At 51.3% G+C, this 20,822-nt stretch carries 20 protein-coding genes; 11 read left to right on the forward strand and 9 right to left on the reverse strand.

The window, feature by feature from the left end; all coding sequences use genetic code 11:
- Positions 1–100: 100 nt before the first annotated feature.
- The 3 genes from argC (at position 101) to PsWM33_RS22470 (ending at position 2,880) form a co-directional block, all read left to right on the forward strand.
- Positions 101–1,048: an N-acetyl-gamma-glutamyl-phosphate reductase gene (argC, locus tag PsWM33_RS22460; RefSeq protein ID WP_063301702.1), complete on the forward strand. Its 948-nt coding sequence runs from the start codon at positions 101–103 to the stop codon at positions 1,046–1,048.
- Between the two features lie 40 nt (positions 1,049–1,088).
- Entirely contained in the window at positions 1,089–1,694 is a 606-nt protein-coding gene (leuD, locus tag PsWM33_RS22465) for a 3-isopropylmalate dehydratase small subunit (RefSeq protein ID WP_063294802.1), read from the forward strand.
- A gap of 163 nt (positions 1,695–1,857) precedes the next feature.
- Complete coding sequence (locus PsWM33_RS22470; protein ID WP_063294962.1) at positions 1,858–2,880, forward strand: alpha/beta hydrolase family protein; 1,023 nt, start codon at positions 1,858–1,860, stop codon at positions 2,878–2,880.
- Between the two features lie 57 nt (positions 2,881–2,937).
- On the opposite strand, the gene PsWM33_RS22475 is transcribed toward PsWM33_RS22470, so the two are convergent.
- Entirely contained in the window at positions 2,938–3,561 is a 624-nt protein-coding gene (locus tag PsWM33_RS22475) for a LysE family translocator (RefSeq protein ID WP_063294801.1), read from the reverse strand.
- Between the two features lie 91 nt (positions 3,562–3,652).
- Here PsWM33_RS22475 and PsWM33_RS26970 point away from each other — a divergent pair, with 91 nt between their 5' ends.
- The gene (locus PsWM33_RS26970) at positions 3,653–4,123 is read left to right on the forward strand and encodes an Lrp/AsnC family transcriptional regulator (RefSeq protein WP_082827110.1); all 471 of its coding nucleotides are present in this window, start codon (positions 3,653–3,655) and stop codon (positions 4,121–4,123) included.
- A gap of 12 nt (positions 4,124–4,135) precedes the next feature.
- Here PsWM33_RS26970 and PsWM33_RS22485 read toward each other — a convergent pair whose 3' ends face one another.
- Together PsWM33_RS22485 and PsWM33_RS22490 are read right to left on the reverse strand one after the other, a co-directional pair.
- Positions 4,136–4,642, reverse strand: coding sequence for a cyclic nucleotide-binding domain-containing protein (locus PsWM33_RS22485; RefSeq protein ID WP_057463044.1), 507 nt, complete (start codon positions 4,640–4,642; stop codon positions 4,136–4,138).
- 25 nt (positions 4,643–4,667) lie between these two features.
- Positions 4,668–5,351 (reverse strand): response regulator transcription factor, encoded by a 684-nt coding sequence (locus PsWM33_RS22490; RefSeq protein WP_063286368.1) that lies wholly within the window; start codon positions 5,349–5,351, stop codon positions 4,668–4,670.
- Positions 5,352–5,616: 265 nt separating this feature from the next.
- Between PsWM33_RS22490 and PsWM33_RS22495 the strand changes: the two genes are divergently transcribed.
- From PsWM33_RS22495 to PsWM33_RS22525, 7 genes are all read left to right on the forward strand, one after another.
- Entirely contained in the window at positions 5,617–6,123 is a 507-nt protein-coding gene (locus tag PsWM33_RS22495; protein ID WP_244276735.1) for a L,D-transpeptidase family protein, read from the forward strand.
- Positions 6,124–6,257: 134 nt separating this feature from the next.
- Positions 6,258–7,181: a diaminopimelate epimerase gene (gene dapF / locus PsWM33_RS22500; RefSeq protein WP_244276736.1), complete on the forward strand. Its 924-nt coding sequence runs from the start codon at positions 6,258–6,260 to the stop codon at positions 7,179–7,181.
- Positions 7,178–8,446, forward strand: a complete 1,269-nt coding sequence (gene mtaB, locus PsWM33_RS22505) for a tRNA (N(6)-L-threonylcarbamoyladenosine(37)-C(2))-methylthiotransferase MtaB (protein WP_063301704.1) — start codon at positions 7,178–7,180, stop codon at positions 8,444–8,446. The genes dapF and mtaB overlap by 4 nt, the downstream gene beginning before the upstream one ends.
- A gap of 30 nt (positions 8,447–8,476) precedes the next feature.
- The gene (gene ftsY / locus PsWM33_RS22510) at positions 8,477–10,030 is read left to right on the forward strand and encodes a signal recognition particle-docking protein FtsY (protein ID WP_063301705.1); all 1,554 of its coding nucleotides are present in this window, start codon (positions 8,477–8,479) and stop codon (positions 10,028–10,030) included.
- A 145-nt stretch (positions 10,031–10,175) separates the two neighbouring features.
- Positions 10,176–10,787 (forward strand): LysE family translocator, encoded by a 612-nt coding sequence (locus tag PsWM33_RS22515; protein ID WP_063294290.1) that lies wholly within the window; start codon positions 10,176–10,178, stop codon positions 10,785–10,787.
- Positions 10,788–10,829: 42 nt separating this feature from the next.
- A complete protein-coding gene (locus PsWM33_RS22520; protein ID WP_063301706.1) occupies positions 10,830–11,291 on the forward strand; it encodes a methyltransferase family protein in 462 nt (153 codons plus the stop codon).
- 144 nt (positions 11,292–11,435) lie between these two features.
- Entirely contained in the window at positions 11,436–11,768 is a 333-nt protein-coding gene (locus tag PsWM33_RS22525; RefSeq protein WP_063294795.1) for a hypothetical protein, read from the forward strand.
- Between the two features lie 93 nt (positions 11,769–11,861).
- Here PsWM33_RS22525 and PsWM33_RS22530 read toward each other — a convergent pair whose 3' ends face one another.
- The 6 genes from PsWM33_RS22530 to PsWM33_RS22555 form a co-directional block, all read right to left on the reverse strand.
- Positions 11,862–13,493, reverse strand: coding sequence for an ABC transporter ATP-binding protein (locus PsWM33_RS22530; RefSeq protein ID WP_063301707.1), 1,632 nt, complete (start codon positions 13,491–13,493; stop codon positions 11,862–11,864).
- Positions 13,494–13,510: 17 nt separating this feature from the next.
- Positions 13,511–14,695: an ABC transporter permease gene (locus tag PsWM33_RS22535; protein ID WP_063301708.1), complete on the reverse strand. Its 1,185-nt coding sequence runs from the start codon at positions 14,693–14,695 to the stop codon at positions 13,511–13,513.
- Positions 14,696–14,701: 6 nt separating this feature from the next.
- Complete coding sequence (locus tag PsWM33_RS22540) at positions 14,702–15,811, reverse strand: microcin C ABC transporter permease YejB (RefSeq protein ID WP_063301709.1); 1,110 nt, start codon at positions 15,809–15,811, stop codon at positions 14,702–14,704.
- A gap of 14 nt (positions 15,812–15,825) precedes the next feature.
- The gene (locus tag PsWM33_RS22545) at positions 15,826–17,697 is read right to left on the reverse strand and encodes an ABC transporter substrate-binding protein (protein WP_063301710.1); all 1,872 of its coding nucleotides are present in this window, start codon (positions 17,695–17,697) and stop codon (positions 15,826–15,828) included.
- Complete coding sequence (locus PsWM33_RS22550; protein WP_244276737.1) at positions 17,697–19,562, reverse strand: extracellular solute-binding protein; 1,866 nt, start codon at positions 19,560–19,562, stop codon at positions 17,697–17,699. The genes PsWM33_RS22545 and PsWM33_RS22550 overlap by 1 nt, the downstream gene beginning before the upstream one ends.
- Before the next feature lie 279 nt (positions 19,563–19,841).
- Positions 19,842–20,390, reverse strand: a complete 549-nt coding sequence (locus tag PsWM33_RS22555; protein ID WP_063301711.1) for a c-type cytochrome — start codon at positions 20,388–20,390, stop codon at positions 19,842–19,844.
- Positions 20,391–20,822: the final 432 nt, after the last annotated feature.

The following is a 20,822-nucleotide window of genomic DNA, read 5'->3' on the forward strand; positions in this document are numbered from 1 at the left end:
ACAGAGGCCTAAAAAAACGCGCCCTATTCTGTGACAATGGGTGATGGACGTTGTACAACCCATGAACCTAATTCCAACTACAAGCTCCAAGGAGTCAAAAATGTCAGTGCGCGTGTTCATTGATGGAGAAGCCGGAACGACGGGTCTACAGATCCGCGAGCGTCTGGCCGGGCGCCGTGACATCGAGATCCTCAGCATCGCTCCGGAGCGCCGCAAGGAGCTGGCAGCTCGTGCAGAGCTTTTGAACTCAGCTGATGTTGCGATCCTATGTTTGCCGGATGCAGCTGCACTGGAAAGTGTGTCGCTCATCAAGAACGACAGCACTCGCGTGATTGATGCATCTTCTGCGCACCGCGTTAATCCAGATTGGGCCTATGGCTTCCCTGAGATGACGAAGGATCAGGCGGAGATCATTTCCAACGCGCGTTTTGTTTCCAATCCGGGTTGTTACCCGCAAGGCGTGATTGCGACTGTGCGTCCGCTGTTGGAAGCTGGGCTTATCCCGTCCACGCACGCACTCACTGTGAACGCAGTTTCCGGTTATACTGGCGGTGGTCGTCAGATGATTGAAAAGTATGAAGCCAGCGACAAGCCATCTTCTTACTGGCCTTATGCTTTGCAGTTTGGACACAAGCATCTGCCGGAAATGCAGCTGTATGCTGACCTTGCCCATGCCCCTTTGTTCCAGCCAGCGGTTGGCAACTACGCGCAGGGCATGATGACATTCGTGCCGTTGCAACTGGGACAACTGCGTAACGCACCGACAGGTAAAGATCTGCACGCTGTGCTTGATGACCATTTCTCCAGCATTGCTGGAGATGTGGAGGTCGCAGGGTTTGAAAGCGTCAATGCAATTGAGGACCTGAGCCCGGAACTTTTCAACGGCACAAACAAAATGCAGCTGCACGTTTTTGCCAATGATGACCGGCACCAAGCTCTGCTGGTCGCAATCTATGACAACCTTGGCAAGGGCGCTTCCGGCGCAGCCGTCCAAAACCTGAATATTATGATGGGCCTGAACGAGAGCATTGATCTCGCTGTAGCCTAATAAAAATTAGAGAATTCCAGAGATCCGAGGAGAGTATTCCATGGAAAAGTTTAGTACACTGACAGGCGTTGCTGCGCCGCTGCCACTGGTCAACATCGACACCGATATGATCATTCCGAAGCAGTTTCTGAAAACCATCAAGCGTTCAGGCCTTGGCACTGCACTTTTCCATGAGATGCGTACCAACGACGACGGTTCCAAGAACGAAGAGTTTGTGCTGAACAAGCCAAGCTACGAGAATGCTCAGATCCTTGTTGCTGGCGACAACTTCGGCTGCGGATCTTCCCGTGAGCACGCGCCGTGGGCTCTGCTGGATTACGGCATTCGTTGTGTGATCTCCACCAGCTTTGCTGACATCTTCTACAACAACTGCTTTAAAAACGGCATTCTGCCGATCGTGGTGAGTCAGGAAGATCTCGACAAACTTATGGACGATGCATCCCGCGGTGCGAATGCGACTCTGACAGTTGATCTGGAAGAACAGGAAGTTCGCGGCCCGGATGGCGGCTCAATCAAGTTTGATCTGGACCCACACCGCAAGCACTGCCTGCTGAACGGCCTTGACGACATTGGTCAGACTTTTGAAAAGACCCACCACATCGACAGCTACGAAGACAAACTGGGACTGAGCCATCCTTGGCACTGATTAAGACGCTTGCCATTGCCCTATAGAGGACGCCCTAGCGGCGTCCTTTTTTGTGAAAATAGTCCTCAATCTTACAAGATAGTCCTCTTTTCTGCAGATAGGACGCTTGGTGATCAGGTCCGCGCTAAGAAACGTCATCCCAATTCAAAAAATGGATGACATGATGAAACGTTTGTTGCTTAGTGCGTTATGCACCCTCACCTTTTCTTCTGCCTTTGCGAATGATGAACTTCCTGGCTTTGACGAGATTACTGTAAAAACTACACATCGGACACGCCCTGTCGCCGGCTCCATCTGGTATCCTGTCGGCACAAAAACCTACAAGGGCTTACGGGGAGACAATCCCGTCTTTGTGGGAAATTACGCCTATGTGGGTGCAGGGGTGAAGGAAGGGAAGTTTCCGCTAATCCTTTTTTCTCATGGATCTGGCGGTAACATGTTCTCTGCAGGCTGGCTGTTTTCTGCTCTTGCGAAAAAAGGGGCGATGGTTGTCGCGGTAAATCACCCTGGAAGCACATCGGGGGATTCTTCTCCAAGGCGATCCATACTGTTAGACGAGCGCGCCAAAGATCTCAGCGCAACCTTAGACACAATTTTAAACGACCCAAACTTTAATCGATATATTGATCAGTCCCAGATTATCGCGGCCGGGTTTTCCATGGGTGGAGCGAGTGTACTAAATCTGGCAGGAGCACGATGGGATCGGGAGAAATTCAGTCAATACTGCAAGACCTATAAAAGTGCTGATCCAGGCTGCATCTTCTTTTCAAAAGGTGGTGTTGATTTTGACCACCTACCTGATGGCTTTATCGGAAATGCGAAGGATGAAAGGGTAACCAAAGTTGTCTCAATTGATCCTGGCTATACCGTCGCCTTTGATAAAGCCAGTGCAAAAGACATTCAGATTCCTGTGCAATTCATCAATATCGGTCATCAGGATCGAACGTTTGGAGCTGATCTAGAGGCTGAGGGCAATAATATCTTATCCCTCATACCGGATGCGTCTTACGCGGTAACTGATCATGGGGATCACTTTGCGTTTCTTCCATCCTGCAAACCTGAGGGCACAGCCCTTTTGGAGGCGGATAATGATGATCCGGTTTGCACCGATCCTGAAGGAACCGATCGTGTTGAGGTGCACGAGCAAATCCAACAATACATGGAAAAATTCATTGGTTTGGATTAACGAAACTCAAGTTCTGACACAGCTGAGAGCTTACCTCCAGCTGTGTATGCTTAAGCATTACGCGATATCGGCAACGACCATAGAGATGCCGACGGCAAAGACGCAAAGGCTGGCGAGCATGGAGATGCGTTTGCCGTTGTTGCTGTTTGCAAGCCACACGCGTGCGGGACCAGAAACGAGGCTACCAACGCCGTAGTAGACAATCAGGCAGAGCAGGCTTGCCGCCATGCCGAAAATCAGCGCATAGAGCCAGAAGGGCATAACCTCCGGCACATAGAACTGCGGCAGCAGGGAGAAATAGAAGAGCATTCCCTTTGGGTTCAGCAAACTGGTGAGGAAGCCGAATTTCAGATCATTGGTGTCTGCAGATGCTTGTTGCTCATCTTCTGAAGTCCACATGCCGCTTGCGAAGAAGAGGCGATAGGCCAGGTACATAAGATAGGCCAGACCCACCCAACGAATTGCCTGAAACAGTCTTGGTTCCGCCAGAAAGAGGGACTGAAAACCCGCAGCAACCAAGACGGTGAACACGAGATAACCAGCTGAAATGCCGAGAGATGCTTTGAGGGCAGCGGGTTTTCCGCTCGCAAGTGCCCTGCTGGTGACATACAGCATATCCGGGCCGGGTACGATAATCAGACTTAGGATGGTGATCAAAAAGAGAAGGGTATTCGCTGCCATTGAGAGTATTTTCTTATGAGAGGTTTTATTCCAAATTTTCTCCGAATATACTGCGGCGCATACCCTCCGAATATCGAATTGATTCCGAAAAATGACCTCTTCTCACCATCTCGACCGAACAGACTTCGTCATATTAGAAATTTTGCAGAACAATGCACTGCTTCCCAATAAACAGGTAGCTGCAGAGGTTAACCTGAGCCCATCGGCTTGCCATGAGCGTATTAAGCGATTGAAAGACAGTGGTATTTTACAGAGTAGCCATGCTGTTGTGGACTCGAAAGCCTATGGAGTGGGCTTTGAGGCAATGTTCTTCATTCAGCTGGACAGACACGAAGCACTTCTGGTGGAGGAATTCATGCAGGAGGTCGTTGGGCTACCGGAAGTAAAATCCGTCACACTCATCAGTGGAGCATACGATATCGTCGCCCATCTGCGTGTACGAGATATCGATCACCTGAAAAGCCTTGCCTTTGAAAAGTTCACAAAGCGGGCCTACATCACCAAGATTGAGAGCTCGATTATCTATGATTTTAAAGAGAGCCGCGTGCAGAAGCCGCTTTAAAGGGTTGCTGGCTTAACTGCGCTTGGCAGCAACTTCTTGTTTATGGCGTTCATTGAGAGCGTCCACTTCGTCCAGCTTGCGACCAACGCGCGCCAAAGCGGCGGCAGCTGTCGTAAACTGGTTTGCTTTATCGACATAAAGCTTTTGTGCCGTTTCAGGGAATTCCTGCAGCATGCGGGAGAAGAGTGCGCGGCGGACGCGGATCAATTCGCAATTTTCAAGTGCGACAGCGCGGGCCGGACGTTTGCCCTCAGCCATCAGCGCGTTTTCACCGAACAGAGTACCGGGGCCGTAGGTGCCTCTGGGACGCGCGTCGCGCCCCATGCCGGTTTCCAGCTGCACCTTGCCGATTGTCAGCACGATGCCACCGTCTGCCCGCTCACCCTCATTAAAAATTGTTCCACCTTTAGACACCTGCATGGTTTCCGCACTGAATGCGAGCAGGCGTAACTGGTCCTCTGAAAACTGCGAGAGGAGAGGAACGCGTCTTAAGATTTCGATGTCGCGGGCTAGACTCATAGTTCTTGGATTAGCTGCTTATGCCTCACGGCACAAGCTTATATCCACCAGCTTCTGTCACTAGCAGCTCCGCATTGGACGGATCACGCTCAATTTTCTGACGCAGACGGTAAATATGGGTTTCCAGCGTGTGTGTGGTGACGCCGGAATTGTAGCCCCAAACCTCATGCAGCAGCACATCGCGGGTCACTGGCTTTTCACCTGCACGGTAGAGGAACTTCAGGATAGAAGTTTCTTTTTCGGTCAGACGAACCTTCCCGCCATTATCGTCCTGCATGGACTTTGCAGCAGGCTGGAAGGAGTAACGGCCAATGGTGAACACAGCATCTTCGCTCTGTTCATGCTGACGCAGATGCGCACGAATGCGAGCAAGCAGAACAGCGAACTTAAATGGCTTGGTGACGTAGTCGTTTGCGCCAGCTTCCAAACCAAGGATTGTGTCACTGTCTGTATCATGACCGGTGAGCATGATGACTGGAGCGCCAAAGCCTGCTTTACGCAGCAACTTCACAGCTTCACGGCCATCAATGTCCGGCAGACCAACGTCCATCAGAACCAGGTCGAAGTGATCTTCTTTTGCTTTTTTAATGCCAGTCGCAGCACTGTCAGCTTGAGTGGTTTCAAATTCATCATAAAGCGACAGCTGCTCAACGAGCGCTTCGCGCAGATCGTTATCGTCATCTACAAGCAGAATTTTACGTGCAGTCATATTCTCACCCAATCACCAATCTTTGGTGCTAGTCCTAAAACTTATCTCACATAAATACATGAAGGGTTGCCGAAAAAAAGGCGAGCAAAAACGTGGTAAATCTCAAAGTTTTTCGTAAAATCTACTTCACGCTTAAGTGACCCCCGCTTTATTTGGGAGTGTTTCTCCCGGTGTTTTCCGCAGGACAACAGGTTCATAGATGCTTCCTCTCGCAGTACCCACTCCCCCCGCAAAGCTACTTAAGAAGACCCAGAAGACCCTATTTGTGCGGCATACAGGTGATGAGCCTCACACGGGAACACTGACACTAGGCGCAGTAACATTTGCGTGTGCACTTGGACGATCTGGTTTGACGCACACAAAGCGCGAAGGTGACGGTGCGACTCCGATTGGGCGTTTTGAACTGCTGAATGTGTATTACCGCTCGGATCGCAGCTCTTGTCCAGTCACGTATTTGCCAGTTTCACCCCTGTCCCAGAGCGATGGATGGTGTGATTCTCCTCAGGATGCTCTTTATAATCGCCCTGTCGATCTGCCGTTTGAGCCCAGCCCTGAGAAGATGTGGCGAGATGATCGGCTTTACGACATTGTTGTCGTGCTGGATTGCAATATGTATCCGGCAGTCAAAGGCGAAGGCAGCGCGATCTTCTTTCACGTGGCACGAGAAGGCTTTTTGCCGACGGAAGGATGCGTTGCGGTTTATCCGGAAGTGATGCGCGAAATCCTGAAGGAAATGGCGCCCGGAGACATGCTGGAAGTCTGTGCGGATTAGTGCAAAATCAGAGAATTCGATTAGGGAGGCTTTAAAGCTGTCCTCACAATCGTCTCAGACAAGGTTTTTCCCTGCATTTTCCCTAGTAATCTAAAGTAATTTAATCCATATAGTGCCTTCTTGACGGATTACGCATGAATGGAAGCAAGCTCATGGCGGATACGCTGGTTCCCTTTTTGAAAATGAACGGTTTAGGCAATGATTTCGTGGTGTTTGATGGCCGCGCAAAGAAGGTTGTCTTAACTCCGACGCAAATTGCAGCTATTGGAGACCGCGAAAAGGGTATTGGTTTTGACCAGATGATTACGGTCGAGCCTGCAAGTTCTGATGCTTATGCCTTTATGCGCATTCACAATCGCGATGGCAGCGAAGTAGATGCTTGCGGTAACGCAACACGCTGCATTGGCCGTCTGCTAATGGGTGAGGCAGGCACTCCAAGCGTTCCTATTCAGACCAACGCTGGTTTGCTGATTGCACACGCATCTGACACTGAAACGCTGGTGAGCGTTGATATGGGTACACCTCGCCTTGAGTGGGATCAGATTCCACTGGCTGAAGAGTTTGCCGATACGCGCGCCATTGAGCTACAGATCGGGCCAATTGATGCTCCGGTTTTGCACTCGCCAAGCGTTGTGAATGTTGGTAATCCGCATGCAATTTTCTGGGTGGACGATATTGAAGCCCACGACCTTGAGCGATTTGGACCTTTGCTTGAGTGTCATCCGATGTTCCCTGAAAAGGCGAATATCTCTCTTGCTCAGATCATTGGCGAAAACGAAATCCGCCTGAAGGTCTGGGAACGTGGTGTTGGCTTGACGCGAGCCTGTGGCACCGCAGCCTGCGCAACCGGTGTTGCAGCAGCACGGACAGGCCGGACCGCACGCAAGTGCACCGTCCATCTGCCGGGAGGACCGCTGGGTATTGAGTGGCGTGAGGACAACGACCACATCATGATGACCGGTGAAACCGCAATTGAATTCGAGGGCGATCTCAATCTCGACACCCTCGCCTACACAAAGACCGCTTCGGGGGACGCGGCAATGGAGCCTACGCAGTGAGCATTGATGTTGTGACATTTGGTTGCCGACTGAACGCTTATGAGTCGGAAGTGATGAAGCGCGAAGCAGAGGCCGCGGGCCTTAAGGATGCCGTGCTGATCAACACATGTGCCGTGACCAACGAAGCTGTCCGCCAAGCACGACAGACCATTCGCAAAACCCGCCGCGAAAATCCGGATGCGCGTATCATCGTGACCGGCTGTGCGGCCCAAACGGAATCTGAAACCTTCGCCGAGATGGGTGAAGTGGATCTGGTTCTCGGTAACTCTGAAAAGCTGGAGCGCGCCTCTTATGGCCGTGTCGCTCAATTTGGCATTGAAGAAACCGAGAAGGTACGCGTCAACGACATTATGAGCGTACGCGAGACCGCAGGTCACCTGATTGATGGGCTGGAAGGACGCTCTCGTGCGTTTGTTCAGGTTCAGAATGGTTGTGATCATCGCTGCACCTTCTGCATCATCCCTTATGGCCGTGGTAACTCGCGTTCTGTGCCGATGGGTGTGGTCATTGACCAAATCAAACGCCTTGTCGACAACGGCTATGGCGAGATTGTTCTGACTGGTGTTGATATTACGTCTTACGGTGCCGATCTGCCGGGAACGCCTAAGCTAGGCACGCTCTGTTCCAAGATTTTGAAGATGGTTCCGAATCTTAAGCGCCTGCGTCTGTCCTCTATCGACAGCATTGAAGCTGATGATGAGTTGATGGAAGTGATTGCGCATGATCATCGTCTAATGTCGCATCTGCACCTTTCCTTGCAGGCTGGCGACAACATGATCCTCAAGCGCATGAAGCGCCGTCATTCTCGTGAGGACACTATCCAGTTCTGCGAAGACGTACGCAAGATGCGCCCGGATGTTGTTTTCGGCGCTGACATTATTGCCGGTTTCCCGACCGAGACTGATGAGATGTTTGAGAACACCCTGCGCATCGTTGATGAGTGTGGGCTGACACATCTGCATGTGTTCCCGTTCTCCCCACGCCCAGGCACTCCAGCGGCCCGTATGCCGCAGCTCGATCGCAAGATCATTAAAGAGCGCGCTGCACGCCTTCGTGAAAAAGGGCAGGAAGCTTTGCTGGCTCACCTTCGTGCCGAAGTAGGCAAAAAGCGCGAGGTCCTGATTGAGCGTGAGGGACTTGGTCGCACCGAGCAATTTACTCAGGTTGAACTGGATGCGGATATTGCCGGAAGCCTTGTCTCCGCACGCATTACAGGGCATACCGAAAGACATCTAATTGCAGAGCCACTTGGCAAAGCAGCTTAAGCTTTTACATTTCAAAGGTATCTTTCCAGCATGAGCGAAAAGAAGCGCGGTTTTTTCAGTCGCCTGTTTGGCGGTTCCTCAGAAGAAACACAGAGCCTGCAGGAGGAAAAAGCTCCTGACAGTGCAGAGCTGCGTGAGTCCTTAGAAGGCGTTCAATCCGTTCCGCTTGACCCCGTTAAAGGCCTTGAAGAAACGGCTGAAGCAATCGCAGATGAAACTCTTGATCTGGAAAATCCAGAGCTCACACCTGAGTCGGAACCTGCGACTGAAGAGAACGTTTCTGATAAGCCTCATGATTTGGATGAGGCAGAAACCAAAGCCCTCGAAGAGACCGCCTACCTGGACAATGACGATCTGCATGAAGAAAATTCAGCAGACGTTGAGCCTGAGCAAGATATACTTTCCCCAAAGGTCAGCGATTATGCTGCGCCCGTTGCTGAGGATACTGCCGATGGACAACCCGTTCTCACAGATGAGATCACTGAAGCATCAGGAACAGCGGAAGGACCTGAAGAAGCAGGAAGCTCTGAAAGTGTTCGGCAAAGCGGAGGATCCGGAGGAGACGAGGAAACTGGAGCGGTCGAAGAGAGCCGAGAGGCTGAAGAAGCTGGAAAAACTCCGGGAATTGAGGAAACTGGAGAAGATGTTCCAGTAAAAACGAGCTGGTTCCAGCGTCTTAAAGCTGGGCTCTCCCGTTCTTCCAATGCCCTATCTGAGGGCATCAGCTCGATCTTCACCAAGCGCAAGCTGGATGCAGATACTCTTGAAGAGCTGGAAGATATTCTGATTCAAGCAGACCTTGGCATTGATACAGCGATTGCGATTACCGACCGTGTATCTGATGGTCGCTATGATAAGGAAATTTCAGGCGAGGAAGTCCGCAGTATCCTTGCTGAAGAAATTGAAAGCGTCCTTGACCCTGTTGCTAAACCGCTGGACCTTGAAAGCGGTCATAAACCACACATCGTCTTGATGGTTGGCGTAAACGGTACAGGCAAAACCACCACAATCGGTAAGCTGTCATCTCTGCTGCATGAGCAGGGTAAGAAAGTGATGCTCGCAGCGGGCGACACGTTCCGCGCTGCAGCTGTTGAGCAGCTGAAAATTTGGGGTGAGCGCACTGGTGCTGAAGTTGTGGCGCGCGATACTGGCGCAGATGCTGCTGGCCTTGCATACGATGCCGTTGATGCCGCTCTCAGCAACGATACTGATGTGCTGTTGATTGATACCGCTGGCCGCTTGCAGAACAAAGCTGAACTGATGGATGAGCTTGAGAAGATCATTCGCGTGATCCGCAAGCGTGTTCCTGATGCACCGCATACCACTTTGCTAACCCTTGATGCGACCACAGGCCAGAATGCTCTTTCTCAGGTGGAGATTTTCAGCAAGGTTGCTGGTGTAACTGGTCTTGTAATGACCAAGCTGGACGGCACAGCACGTGGCGGTATTCTGGTGGCGATTGCCCGTAAATACGGCCTGCCAGTGCACTTCATCGGCGTTGGTGAAGGCGTAGAAGACCTTGAGCCATTCTCAGCAAAAGACTTTGCAGCAGCCATTGCTGGCAAAGACCACGAGCAAGACTAACTAAGCTATGTGATTTGGGAAGGCGTCTTTCGCCTTTCCACTCCTACCTACTTTCAGGTCATTTTCTTCGAGTTCATTGGACACACCTGAGCAATCAGATAGACTGGTGCTTCTGTTGCTGTGCTATCAATTTGTGAGCTCTTCCATGACACTTGAGTATCTTCTAACGTCCTTCATTGTTGTCCTGCTGCCCGGACCAGGTGTGCTTTACACGATTGCTATCGGGCTTGGGAAAGGGCTTAAGCCAAGTGTTGCTGCTGCGTTTGGTTGTACGCTCGGGATTGTTCCAGCAGCTTTGGCAAGCATTATTGGGGTGGCAGCGATCTTTCATAGCAGCGCCCTCGCTTATCAGATCCTGAAGTATCTTGGTGTTGCTTATCTGCTTTACATGTCATGGAGCATCCTGCGCAGTGGTGGTGCGCTGGAAGTGAGTGGAGAGAAGCGCGAGAGAACTCTTTATCGCACTGCACTCGACGGTATTCTGCTTAATGTGCTGAACCCAAAGCTGTCTCTGTTTTTCCTCGCTTTCCTCCCTCAGTTCGTTTCTCCTGACAGTGAAAATGCAACATCTGCTCTACTCTTCCATGCCTTTGTTTTTATGGCACTTACATTTGTTGTTTTCATCGGGTACGGCGCAATGGCGTCGCTGGCCCGCGATTATGTGATCAACCGCCCAAAAGTTATGGCTTGGCTCAAACGAGGTTTTGCAGCTACGTTTGGCGCGCTTGGTGTTAAGCTGGCACTCTCAGAGAACTGATAGGCTTCCTGCATTTCTGGAACAACAAACTACTGGAACACAATGGAAAATTTAAAACTCAGGTTCCCGCCTGTGGCCGTCTTCTTTAGCTTTGCGGTTATCATCTGGATGGTTGCAACGATGCTTCCCGGAGATATCAATCTGCATGGTGCAGAGACAGCATTTCTTGTGATTGGCATCGGAGCTGGTGGTTATTTTGGAGTGACCGGGCTCTCTGAGTTTCGCAGAGCGCGGACGACAACGAGCCCTTCGCACCCTGAAAATGCGAGTGCGATTGTTTCTGACGGAATTTATTCCAAAACGCGCAACCCTATGTATCTGGGCTTGCAATTCATCCTGTTGGGATGGGCCATCTTTCAGGGGAACTTGTTCGCCATTCCAGTTGCTCTGGGTTTTGCTGTCTACATCACCCTGTTCCAGATCAAACCTGAAGAAGACCTTCTGGAAGAGAACTTTGGTCAAGAGTACCTTGCCTACAAAGCATGCGTCCGGCGCTGGATGTAAGTTCTCCGCACGATGTACAAGCACTTTGCCTTGAATGCTTCAACCTCCACTTCCTTTTGTTACTCTATGGTAAGAATGCGCAAGTAGTGTCCCTGGCGTGATACTGGCCGTTGATCCAAAAGAAACAACAAAAGGGAGATCCTGATGGCCGTGCTTTTGACATTCGAAGACATCGAAAAGGTCTACAAAGACACCAGCAAGATCAAGGCTGCTTTCAAAAAAGCTAAGGTGGATGAAAAAACCGAAGACGCCTTCCTCAAAGAACTCAAGCAAAAAAAGAAACGCGCTGAAGATAAGTTTCTTGATGAGGTGAGCAAAGATTCCAAACTGAAGAACTTCAAACCAACATCATTGAAAGGTGATGGCGGGTACACGAAGGCAATGGCCGAAGCAGTTAAGCGGACATCAATTCAGCTGATGGAAGCGAGTGGCAAGGTTACGCTAAAAGTCGGCAAGGATGTTGTCGTTGGAACCTAGTTCCTTACTTCTACCGTAGATTTGCAATGACCATGGCCGAATGTTCGGCCATGGGTAAGTTCTTATTACTCATTGAGCTAAGGTAGCAGCACATCAAGAGCTGATGACGCCCTCAATTGCTTCCAGACGGAATGCAGCAGCCATCAGGGCTTTGGTGTACTCGGTCTGCGGGTTGTCAAAGACCTCGTCTGACGTCCCTACCTCCATCACCTTGCCATGCTGCATAACGACCACATCATTGGCGAGTGCACGGACGACCTTGAGGTCGTGCGAGATAAACAAATACGCCAAGCTATGAGCCTTTTGCAGATCGCGAAGCAAGTCGACGACCTGTGCCTGAACGCTCATATCCAGCGCCGACGTTGGTTCATCCAGCATCACAAACTTTGGTTCCAGCACCATTGCCCGCGCAATCGAGACACGTTGGCGCTGCCCGCCTGAGAATTCATGCGGATAACGGAACCTAGTAGCTGCATCCAACCCCACTTCTTCCAGCGCACCTGCAACCTTGGCTTCCCGCTCTTTAGCCGTGAGGTTAGGCATGTGGATCTTGAGACCTTCGCCGACAATTTCCGAGACTGACATACGCGGCGACAAGGAACCGAATGGATCCTGAAACACGATTTGCATATCCCGGCGCAGTGGACGCATCTGCTTCCACGAGTGCTCCTGAATATCAGAGCCACTGAAGCTAATCTGACCGTTTGAGGAGATCATACGCAGGATAGCAAGACCCAGCGTGGTCTTCCCTGATCCACTTTCACCCACAATGCCCAGTGTCTGCCCAGCGCGAACGGTCACATCAATGCCATCGACTGCTTTGATGTAACTGACAGTTTTACGCAGGAAGCCGCGTTTGACGGGGAACCAGACCTTGAGGTCTTTGGCTTCCACGACAATTGGCTGACTGGTATCGCCGGCAGGTGGATGCCCTTTAGGCTCAGCTGCCAGCAGATGCTGGGTGTATTCGTGCTGAGGGCTTTCGAAAATATCTTCGGTATCGCCGTGTTCGACGATTTTGCCCTGTGTCATCACACAGACACGATCAGCGATCCGGCGAACAATTCCAAGGTCGTGCGTGATGAAGAGCATAGCCATGCCTGTGCTCTTCTGCAGGTCTTTCAGCAGCTGCAGGATTTGCGCCTGAACCGTGACATCGAGTGCCGTTGTCGGTTCATCCGCAATCAGCAGGTCCGGCTCGTTTGCCAATGCCATGGCGATCATGACACGTTGGCGCTGACCTCCGGAGAGCTGGTGCGGATAGGACTTCAGGCGTTCTTCCGGATTTGGAATGCCGACCTGATCCAGAAGTTCCAACACACGTTTTCGGGCATTCGTCTCACCGAGGCCGCGGTGGATCTTCAGGATCTCCGCGATCTGCTGTTCGATGGTGTGTAGCGGGTTCAGTGAACTCATAGGCTCCTGAAAGATCATGGAGATCTTGTTGCCACGCACACGGCGCATTTCACTTTCGGTCGCAGCTATCAGGTCTTCACCCTGATATACGATCTTGCCAGTTGGATGGCTTGCAGACGGATAGGGCAAAAGCTTGAGCACAGACAGTGCTGAAACAGATTTGCCCGATCCACTTTCGCCCACAAGTGCGACGGTCTCGCCTTCCTTGATGTCGAAAGAGATCTGGTCAACGGCGAGATTTTCCTTTTCGCCTTGTCGGAAGGCGATGGAAAGGTCCTCAACAGAGAGGAGCGTTTGATTATCAGTCATATGCGATCCTCCCTTCTTCAGTTCATCGTTTTACGTGGATCAAAGGCATCGCGGACCGATTCACCAATGAAGATCAGCAGGCTGAGCATAATCGACAGGACGAAGAAGCCTGTCATACCAAGCCACGGCGCCTGAAGGTTGTTCTTGCCCTGTTTGAGCAGCTCACCCAGCGAGGCGGAGCCCGGAGGCAAGCCGAAGCCGAGGAAGTCCAGCGCTGTCAGCGTGGAGATAGAGCCATTCAGAATGAACGGCATGAATGTGAGTGTCGCGACCATCGCATTTGGCAAAAGGTGACGGCGCATGATCGTGCCATTGGAAACGCCTAGCGCACGCGCAGCAGAGATGTATTCGAAGTTCCTGCCTCTCAGGAATTCCGCCCGGACCACGCCAACCAAGGCCACCCATGAGAAGGCGAGCAGGATTGAAAACAGGATCCAGAATCCCGGCGTCAGCACCGACGAGATGATCAAGATGAGGTAGAGCGTCGGCATTGCCGTCCAGATTTCAATGAAGCGCTGTAAGCCGAGGTCAACCCAACCACCATAGAAGCCCTGCACCGCACCAGCGCCAATGCCGATGACCGAAGACGCCAATGTAAGAGCCAGACCGAAGAGCACGGAGATGCGGAATCCGTAGACAAGGCGGGCAAGGACATCGCGGCCCTGATCGTCTGTGCCGAGCCAGTTCCAGTTGCCAATTGTACAATTTGGATCGTTTACACCCTCTGCATAACGCTCACAACGCAGTTCCTTGTCCATCATCCAGCTTGGAGGAGCTGGTGCCGGGACCGGGATTTCGTTGTTGACCGTTTGGTAGGAGTAGCGGATCGGGGGCCAGAGGATCCAGCCGTTAGCATCAATCTCTTCCTGAATAAACGGATCACGATAGTCCGTCGTTGCAAGGAAACCGCCGAACTTTTCCTCCGGATAATCCGTAAAGACCGGCATGAGCAGCTCGCCCTTATAGGAAACCAGGATTGGGCGGTCGTTGGTGATGAATTCTGCGCCCAGTGCGAGCACAAACAGGACGAGGAATATCCAAAGGGACCAGTATCCACGCTTGTTGGCTTTGAAGTTTTGCAGGCGGCGCTGATTGAGCGGAGACAGCTTCTGTCGCTTTTCTGGCGGTTGCGTCTGCTCTGGCAACGGATTGATTGTTTCGTAGCCCTGATCCTGAAGGCGTTTTTCGAGTTGTGTGTCCATTGCTCGTTACACCTCCCGGCTTTCGAAATCGATCCGGGGATCAATCCAGGTGTAGGTGAGGTCCGATACCAGATTCACAATCAAACCCATCAACGAGAAAATATAAAGCGTGGCGAACATAACTGCATAGTCGCGGTTGAGCGCTGACTCGAAACCTAGCAAGCCAAGGCCATCAAGCGAGAAGATCGTCTCAATGAGGAGTGAGCCTGCAAAGAACGCCGAGATGAACGCACCCGGAAAGCCCGCGACAACGATAAGCATCGCATTGCGGAAGACGTGACCGTAAAGCACCTGACGCTCTGTCAGGCCTTTGGCGCGGGCAGTCTGAACGTACTGCTTTCGGATCTCATCGAGGAAAGAGTTCTTCGTCAAAAGCGTTGTTGTTGCAAACGCGGAGAGTGCCATTGCAGTCAGCGGCAGAACCAGATGCCAGAAATAGTCGAGGATCCGTTGTGGCCATGACATATCGCTCCAGCCCTCTGAGGTGAGACCTCGGAGCGGGAAGAAGTCCCAGAAGGAGCCCCCGGCAAAGAGAACAATCAGCATGATTGCAAACAGGAAGCCCGGGATTGCATAGCCAACAATGATGATGCTGGAGGTCCAGACATCGAACGAGGTGCCATCTTTTACTGCTTTGCGAATACCAAGGGGGATCGAGATGCCATAGGAGATGAGCGTCATCCATAGGCCTAGCGAGATAGATACCGGCAGCTTTTCGACGATCAGATCAACAACAGCAATGTCACGGAAATAGCTTTCGCCGAAATTGAAGGTCGCGTAGTCCAAGATCAAGCGCCCGAAACGCTCCAGAGGGGGCTTATCGAAGCCAAACTGGGCCTCGAGTTCCTTGATGAACTCCGGATCAAGGCCTTGTGCTCCTCGATATTTCGATCCTGCACTGTCTCCACCGCCTTGATTGGCTGCGGCAGAACTTCCAAAATCACTTCCACCACCCGAAATGCGGCTGGTTGCGGATACACTATCCCCTTGCAATTGAGCGATAACTTGCTCAATTGGTCCGCCTGGTGCGAACTGAATAATGACAAAGTTGATCGCCATGATGCCGATAAGGGTCGGGATCATCAAAAGCAATCTACGCAGAATATAGGCGCCCATGGGCTTCTTTGTCCCTAACTTTCCTTGCCGATGCGAGCGGCTTTTTCTGAATCCACCCACCACGTCGCTTCTACGGGGAAGGCATATGCCGGCATATCATTCGGAATGCCGAACATGTCCCAGACAGCTACTGTGTGGAAGGCTTTGAACCACTGCGGCACCCAGTAATAGCCTGCGCGCAGAACTCTATCCAATGCTCTGGCAGCGGTTATCATTTCCTCACGTGAGGATGCATTCAGCGCCTTATCCACCAAATCGTCGACAGCAGGCACCTTGATGCCCGAGAGATTGTAAGATCCGAAGGTTTCCGCAGAAGCCGATGTCCAGAAGTTGCGGATGCTCGGCCCGAGTGTCGGTGTTAGCGAGAAACGATGCCCGACAATGTCATAATCGAAATCATCTACACGCTTCTGGAACTGTGCCGGATCAACGACGCGGAAGCTTGCTTCAATGCCTAACAGTCTGAGATTCTTGACATATGGTAGTACAACTCGTTCGAAAGCAGGCGAGTTGGAAAGGAATTCCATTTGCAGCTGCTTTCCGTCAGGCCCGATCAATTGCTCACCGCGTCTATAGTAGCCTGCCTCTTTGAGCAGAAGCGAGGCTTCTCTGAGGAGTTTGCGATCCTGACCAGAGCCATTGGAAACCGGTTGCGTGATCGCTTCGCCAAAGACGCCTTCTGGCAGATCTTTCTTGTAAGGCTCAAGCAGGGCCAGTTCGGCATCGCTTGGCAGGCCAACTGCCTTCATCTCCGAGTTTTCGAAGAACGACTGGGTTCGGGTGTACAGATCATAAAACAGCGCAGAATTTGACCACTCAAAATCGAAGGCGTACCCTAGCGCTTCACGGACCTTGGGATTGGAGAACTTTTCTTTGCGCGTGTTGAGGAACCAGCCTTGCGCCCCTGATGGGAGGCGGATAGCAAACTCCTTCTTGGCAACACGTCCCTCAGTCAAAGCAGGGAAGTTGTATTCCGTCGCCCAGGTCTTGGAGGAAAATTCCTCATGGAACGTTAAGCGGCCTTTCTTGAAGGCTTCAAATGTTGCTTGTCGATCGCGGAAGAAGTCGAGGCGAATGATCTCGAAATTGTGGTGGCCATTGTTGACCGGCAGGTCTTTTGCCCAGTAATTCTCTACTTTTTTGTACTCAATGTACCGGCCAATCTCATAGCGTCCGACCATGTATGGTCCCGATGACAACGGCGGCGTCAGTGTTGACGCTTCGAAGTTGTAGCGGGTGTAGTACGCTTTTGAGACGATAGGGAGAGTTGCTATCAATAAGGGAAGTTGCCTACTGTGATTACCTGAAAAAGAGACCGTGACAGTGTGTTCATCAGGTGCGGTCGCAGAGACCATTTCCTTGATGGACTGACTGATAATCGGGTGCCCTTTTTCCTTCAGAAGGTTCAGACTGAAGGCAACATCTTCTGCATTGAGCATCGACCCATCGTGGAACCGGGCTTCTGGCCTAATTTTGAAGGTGACGAAGTTGCCGTCTTCCGAGACCAGAGCGCTTTCGGCCACCAGACCATATACGGCATCCGGTTCGTCATAGGCACGCACCATCAGGCTATCAAAACAGAGCTCCATACGCGGTGGGGCATCTCCTTTGAGGATGAAGGTGTTGAACGTGTTGAAGGTCTGCGGGTTCTGATTGTAGCTCCATCTCGGCGCAGTCATAGCGATTTTGCCACCAACCGGAGCTTCCGGATTGACGTAGTCAAACGCCGTGAAATCCTTTGGGTACTTCAGATCACCAAAGACAGAGAGGCCGTGGCTTAAGGTTCCCGCCTGAACTGGCAGGGCTCCACCGGGCATAAGAAAGGCTGCTGCAGTGGCCGCGCTGAAGTGCAGGAAGCTACGTCTACTGATTTGGCTAAGCGTCATCAATTGGCCTCCTCTATCTTCTTGGCTTTTTCTTCATCCCACCACCAAACGGTTGGGAAACCTATGGAGAATTCAGGAAGCTGTTTTGGGTGTGCGAAACGATCCCACCGCGCAACGCGGCTGAATGGAGATGTCCACCCTGGAACAACGTATTGCTCCCACATCAGGATACGGTCCAAAGCCTTAGTTGCAGCAACCAGCTCGTCACGATCATCAGAGTTGATGATGATATCAATCAGCTCGTCGATGGCAGGGTTCTTGATACCCGCATAGTTTTGAGAGGCTTCGCTATCTGCTGCATTTGAGCCCCAATACTCTCTCTGCTCATTGCCTGGAGAAAGAGACTGCGCCCAGCCGGTGTAAATCATACCGAAATCACGGCTGCGGACGCGGTTGACATATTGCGAGCTGTCGACGACGCGCAGCTGTAGGTCAATGCCGAGCTTCTTCAGTGAGGCCTGATAACGAAGAGCTACACGCTCAAAGCGGCCGCCATTCATCAGATATTCGATTGTAAATGGTTCGCCAGTCTCTTTGTTGACGAGCTTACCTTGCTTTTGCACGTAGCCAGCGTCTCTAAGAAGGCCAATTGCCTTTCTCAGGTTGGAGCGCTCCTGACGGGAATCTTCGGATACCGGGTTCTCGTAGGGCTCTGTAAAGACGGCTTCAGGCACTGGCGCTTTCAAAGACTTCAGAATTTCCAGCTCACGCCCTTCTGGCAGGCCTGCAGATGCGAGCTTTGTTCCGTCGAAGTAGCTGGTGAAACGGCTGTATTGATCAAAGAAGATCGTGCGGTTCATTTCCTGGAAATTCAAGGCATAGTTCAATGCCCGGCGCACGCGGCGATCCTGAAACTTCTCTTTGCGGGTGTTGAGAATAAAGCCCAACATCAAACCACTACCACGATACGTCTGCGGGAACTTTTCCAGCACGACATGGTTGGCTCTTACAGCAGGAATATCATAGGCAGTTGCCCAGTTCTTCGCCGTGGTTTCCGTGCGCCAGTCAAAACGGTCAGCCTTAAAGGCTTCAAGCTGCACGGTTTCGTCGCGGTAGTAATCGTAGGCAATTGTATCGAAGTTGTTGGAGCCGACATTCACATTCAGATCTTGCCCCCAGTAGTCGTCAACGCGTTCAAATGAGATTGAACGCCCTGGCACGACTTCCCCGATACGATACGGACCAGAGCCTAGAGGCACTTCCAAGGTGCTTCTGGAAATGTCACGCGCATTTCCGGAAGCACCTTTCTCATTCCACCAATGCTTTGGCATGATGTAGAGAGAACCAAGGATTTGCGGGGCTTCTCTGTTACCCGGTTTATCGAAGTTGAAGCGGATCTCTGTCGGGCTCAGAATGTCATAGCCCGTAACATGACGATAATAGTATTTTCGGGAAGGGTCTTGCGTGGTCCATTGATCGAATGACCATCCCACATCTTCTGTGGTGATTGGTTTGCCATCGTGCCAGCGTGCATCAGGGCGTAAGCGATAGACCACCCACGCAAAGTCTTCGGGATATTTCATCGCATCAGCGATCAAGCCATATTCAGTCGAGGATTCGCTCATTGATGGGGTCATCAGGGTATCGTAGATGAGACCCAGCCCGCCTGCACGAATGCCCTTTGATGCAACAAGGTTCAAACTGTCAAAGGTGCCAGTTGCCGAGAGGCGCACCTTGCCACCCTTTGGAGCGTCCGGATTTACATAGGGGAAGTGCGCGAAACCTTCCGGCATCTGAGGAGCACTGATGAGGGAGTCTGCATACCGCCATTCAGGCTCACTGGTTTCAGCAATTGCTGCGGAGGATGTCAGGCTTGCAATGGCAAGCGCCAAACATGTCAGTGAGCTATATAGTCTGGTACGCACAGCATTCCTCCATAAATACAATCAGTAGTTCTAGCGTAGAAAAAACACCACGCGCTGAAAATTGAACTTTTCTTGCAGCTTTCAGCCAAACTTAAACTAAGATTACGGCTGAAAACACTTCCACGACAACGTCTTTTGCCAAGATGACAAAAATTTAACTGGAAGAAACGAGGAAAAGGTTAGCATTCACGCAAAATCAGACAATAAAAAAGCCGGGATCAAATCCCGGCTCTTTAACAATTCTACCCTCACATATGCGGGAGGGATATCAATTCAATATTAATTGATCGGTACTGGGTTGTCTGACAGTGAACGCAGGTAAGCGATCAGGTCAGCGCGTGGCTTGTCTTTCTTCAGACCAGCGTAGCCCATGGATGTACCAGAAACGTGTTTCTTAGGTGCTTTGATGAACTCGTTGAGCTGCTCAAAAGACCATTCAGGATTGTTTGTGCCAAATTCCTGCATCGCTGAGGAGTAAGAGAAACCATCATGAGATGCAGGTGCGCGACCTACAACACCCCAGAGGCCCGGGCCAACTTTGTTTTTTCCGCTCTGATCGAAGCTGTGACAAGCTGCACATTTTTTAGCTTGTTTCGCACCAGCGTCCGCAGAAGCAGTGGTGAGCAGCTCTTCAATTGAGACGACCTTGACTTCTTCCGCAGCTTCATCACCTGCGCCGTTGTCGGCACCAGCGACTTCAATCTCAAAACCGCGTTTCTCGTTTCCATGAGGCGCAAAGATGACTTCCGTCAAAACATTCAGGCCCATGAATACAACCAAGGCGAACAGAATTGCGCCGGCAATTTTGTTCAGTTCAAACGAATTCATAGCTCACACGCTCCGAATATTTGGTTAGGCTAGCCTTCATGCAGCAGGCACGGCACCTAACTCGATATGTGTATTTTGCTGGGAAACTACAGTTATTTTCGGGCACTTGTCCATAATTTAATTAGTGTTTTTCCTAGGACTTTTGCAGTGATGTGGACCACAGGTTGATGTTTGAGAGCTCAAAAAACCAAGGAACACAACAACTCTCGCCGGTCAGCAGTTTAAAATGGCTATAAACTACTGATTTATTCGAGGATATCCCGCTCAGGCCAATTCAGATTGCAGTGAAGGCGCAGCGCAACCAATTTACCTGAACTCAAGAGAATGCGACAAAATATCACACCAAAGCGCTTTTAGATCTGGGGATTTCATTGCAGAGCGCTCAACAGGACCGCAAACGCGTTCATTCTTGAGGTCTTTTCACCTTAAGTT

It is taken from the genome of Pseudovibrio sp. WM33 (genome assembly GCF_001623165.1).
GTDB lineage: Bacteria > Pseudomonadota > Alphaproteobacteria > Rhizobiales > Stappiaceae > Pseudovibrio.

Excerpts from the sequence above, each read along its gene's own strand:
- PsWM33_RS22490 (WP_063286368.1), bottom strand. The coding sequence starts at position 5,351 with ATGACTGCACGTAAAATTCTGCTTGTAGATGACGATAACGATCTGCGC.
- PsWM33_RS22530 (WP_063301707.1), bottom strand. The coding sequence starts at position 13,493 with ATGACTGATAATCAAACGCTCCTCTCTGTTGAGGACCTTTCCATCGCC.
- ftsY (WP_063301705.1), top strand. The coding sequence starts at position 8,477 with ATGAGCGAAAAGAAGCGCGGTTTTTTCAGTCGCCTGTTTGGCGGTTCC.
- PsWM33_RS22515 (WP_063294290.1), top strand. The coding sequence starts at position 10,176 with ATGACACTTGAGTATCTTCTAACGTCCTTCATTGTTGTCCTGCTGCCC.
- PsWM33_RS22540 (WP_063301709.1), bottom strand. The coding sequence starts at position 15,811 with ATGGGCGCCTATATTCTGCGTAGATTGCTTTTGATGATCCCGACCCTT.
- PsWM33_RS22520 (WP_063301706.1), top strand. The coding sequence starts at position 10,830 with ATGGAAAATTTAAAACTCAGGTTCCCGCCTGTGGCCGTCTTCTTTAGC.
- PsWM33_RS22470 (WP_063294962.1), top strand. The coding sequence starts at position 1,858 with ATGAAACGTTTGTTGCTTAGTGCGTTATGCACCCTCACCTTTTCTTCT.
- leuD (WP_063294802.1), top strand. The coding sequence starts at position 1,089 with ATGGAAAAGTTTAGTACACTGACAGGCGTTGCTGCGCCGCTGCCACTG.
- PsWM33_RS22555 (WP_063301711.1), bottom strand. The coding sequence starts at position 20,390 with ATGAATTCGTTTGAACTGAACAAAATTGCCGGCGCAATTCTGTTCGCC.
- PsWM33_RS22485 (WP_057463044.1), bottom strand. The coding sequence starts at position 4,642 with ATGAGTCTAGCCCGCGACATCGAAATCTTAAGACGCGTTCCTCTCCTC.
- dapF (WP_244276736.1), top strand. The coding sequence starts at position 6,258 with ATGAATGGAAGCAAGCTCATGGCGGATACGCTGGTTCCCTTTTTGAAA.
- PsWM33_RS22475 (WP_063294801.1), bottom strand. The coding sequence starts at position 3,561 with ATGGCAGCGAATACCCTTCTCTTTTTGATCACCATCCTAAGTCTGATT.
- argC (WP_063301702.1), top strand. The coding sequence starts at position 101 with ATGTCAGTGCGCGTGTTCATTGATGGAGAAGCCGGAACGACGGGTCTA.
- PsWM33_RS22525 (WP_063294795.1), top strand. The coding sequence starts at position 11,436 with ATGGCCGTGCTTTTGACATTCGAAGACATCGAAAAGGTCTACAAAGAC.
- PsWM33_RS22545 (WP_063301710.1), bottom strand. The coding sequence starts at position 17,697 with ATGACGCTTAGCCAAATCAGTAGACGTAGCTTCCTGCACTTCAGCGCG.
- PsWM33_RS26970 (WP_082827110.1), top strand. The coding sequence starts at position 3,653 with ATGACCTCTTCTCACCATCTCGACCGAACAGACTTCGTCATATTAGAA.
- PsWM33_RS22535 (WP_063301708.1), bottom strand. The coding sequence starts at position 14,695 with ATGGACACACAACTCGAAAAACGCCTTCAGGATCAGGGCTACGAAACA.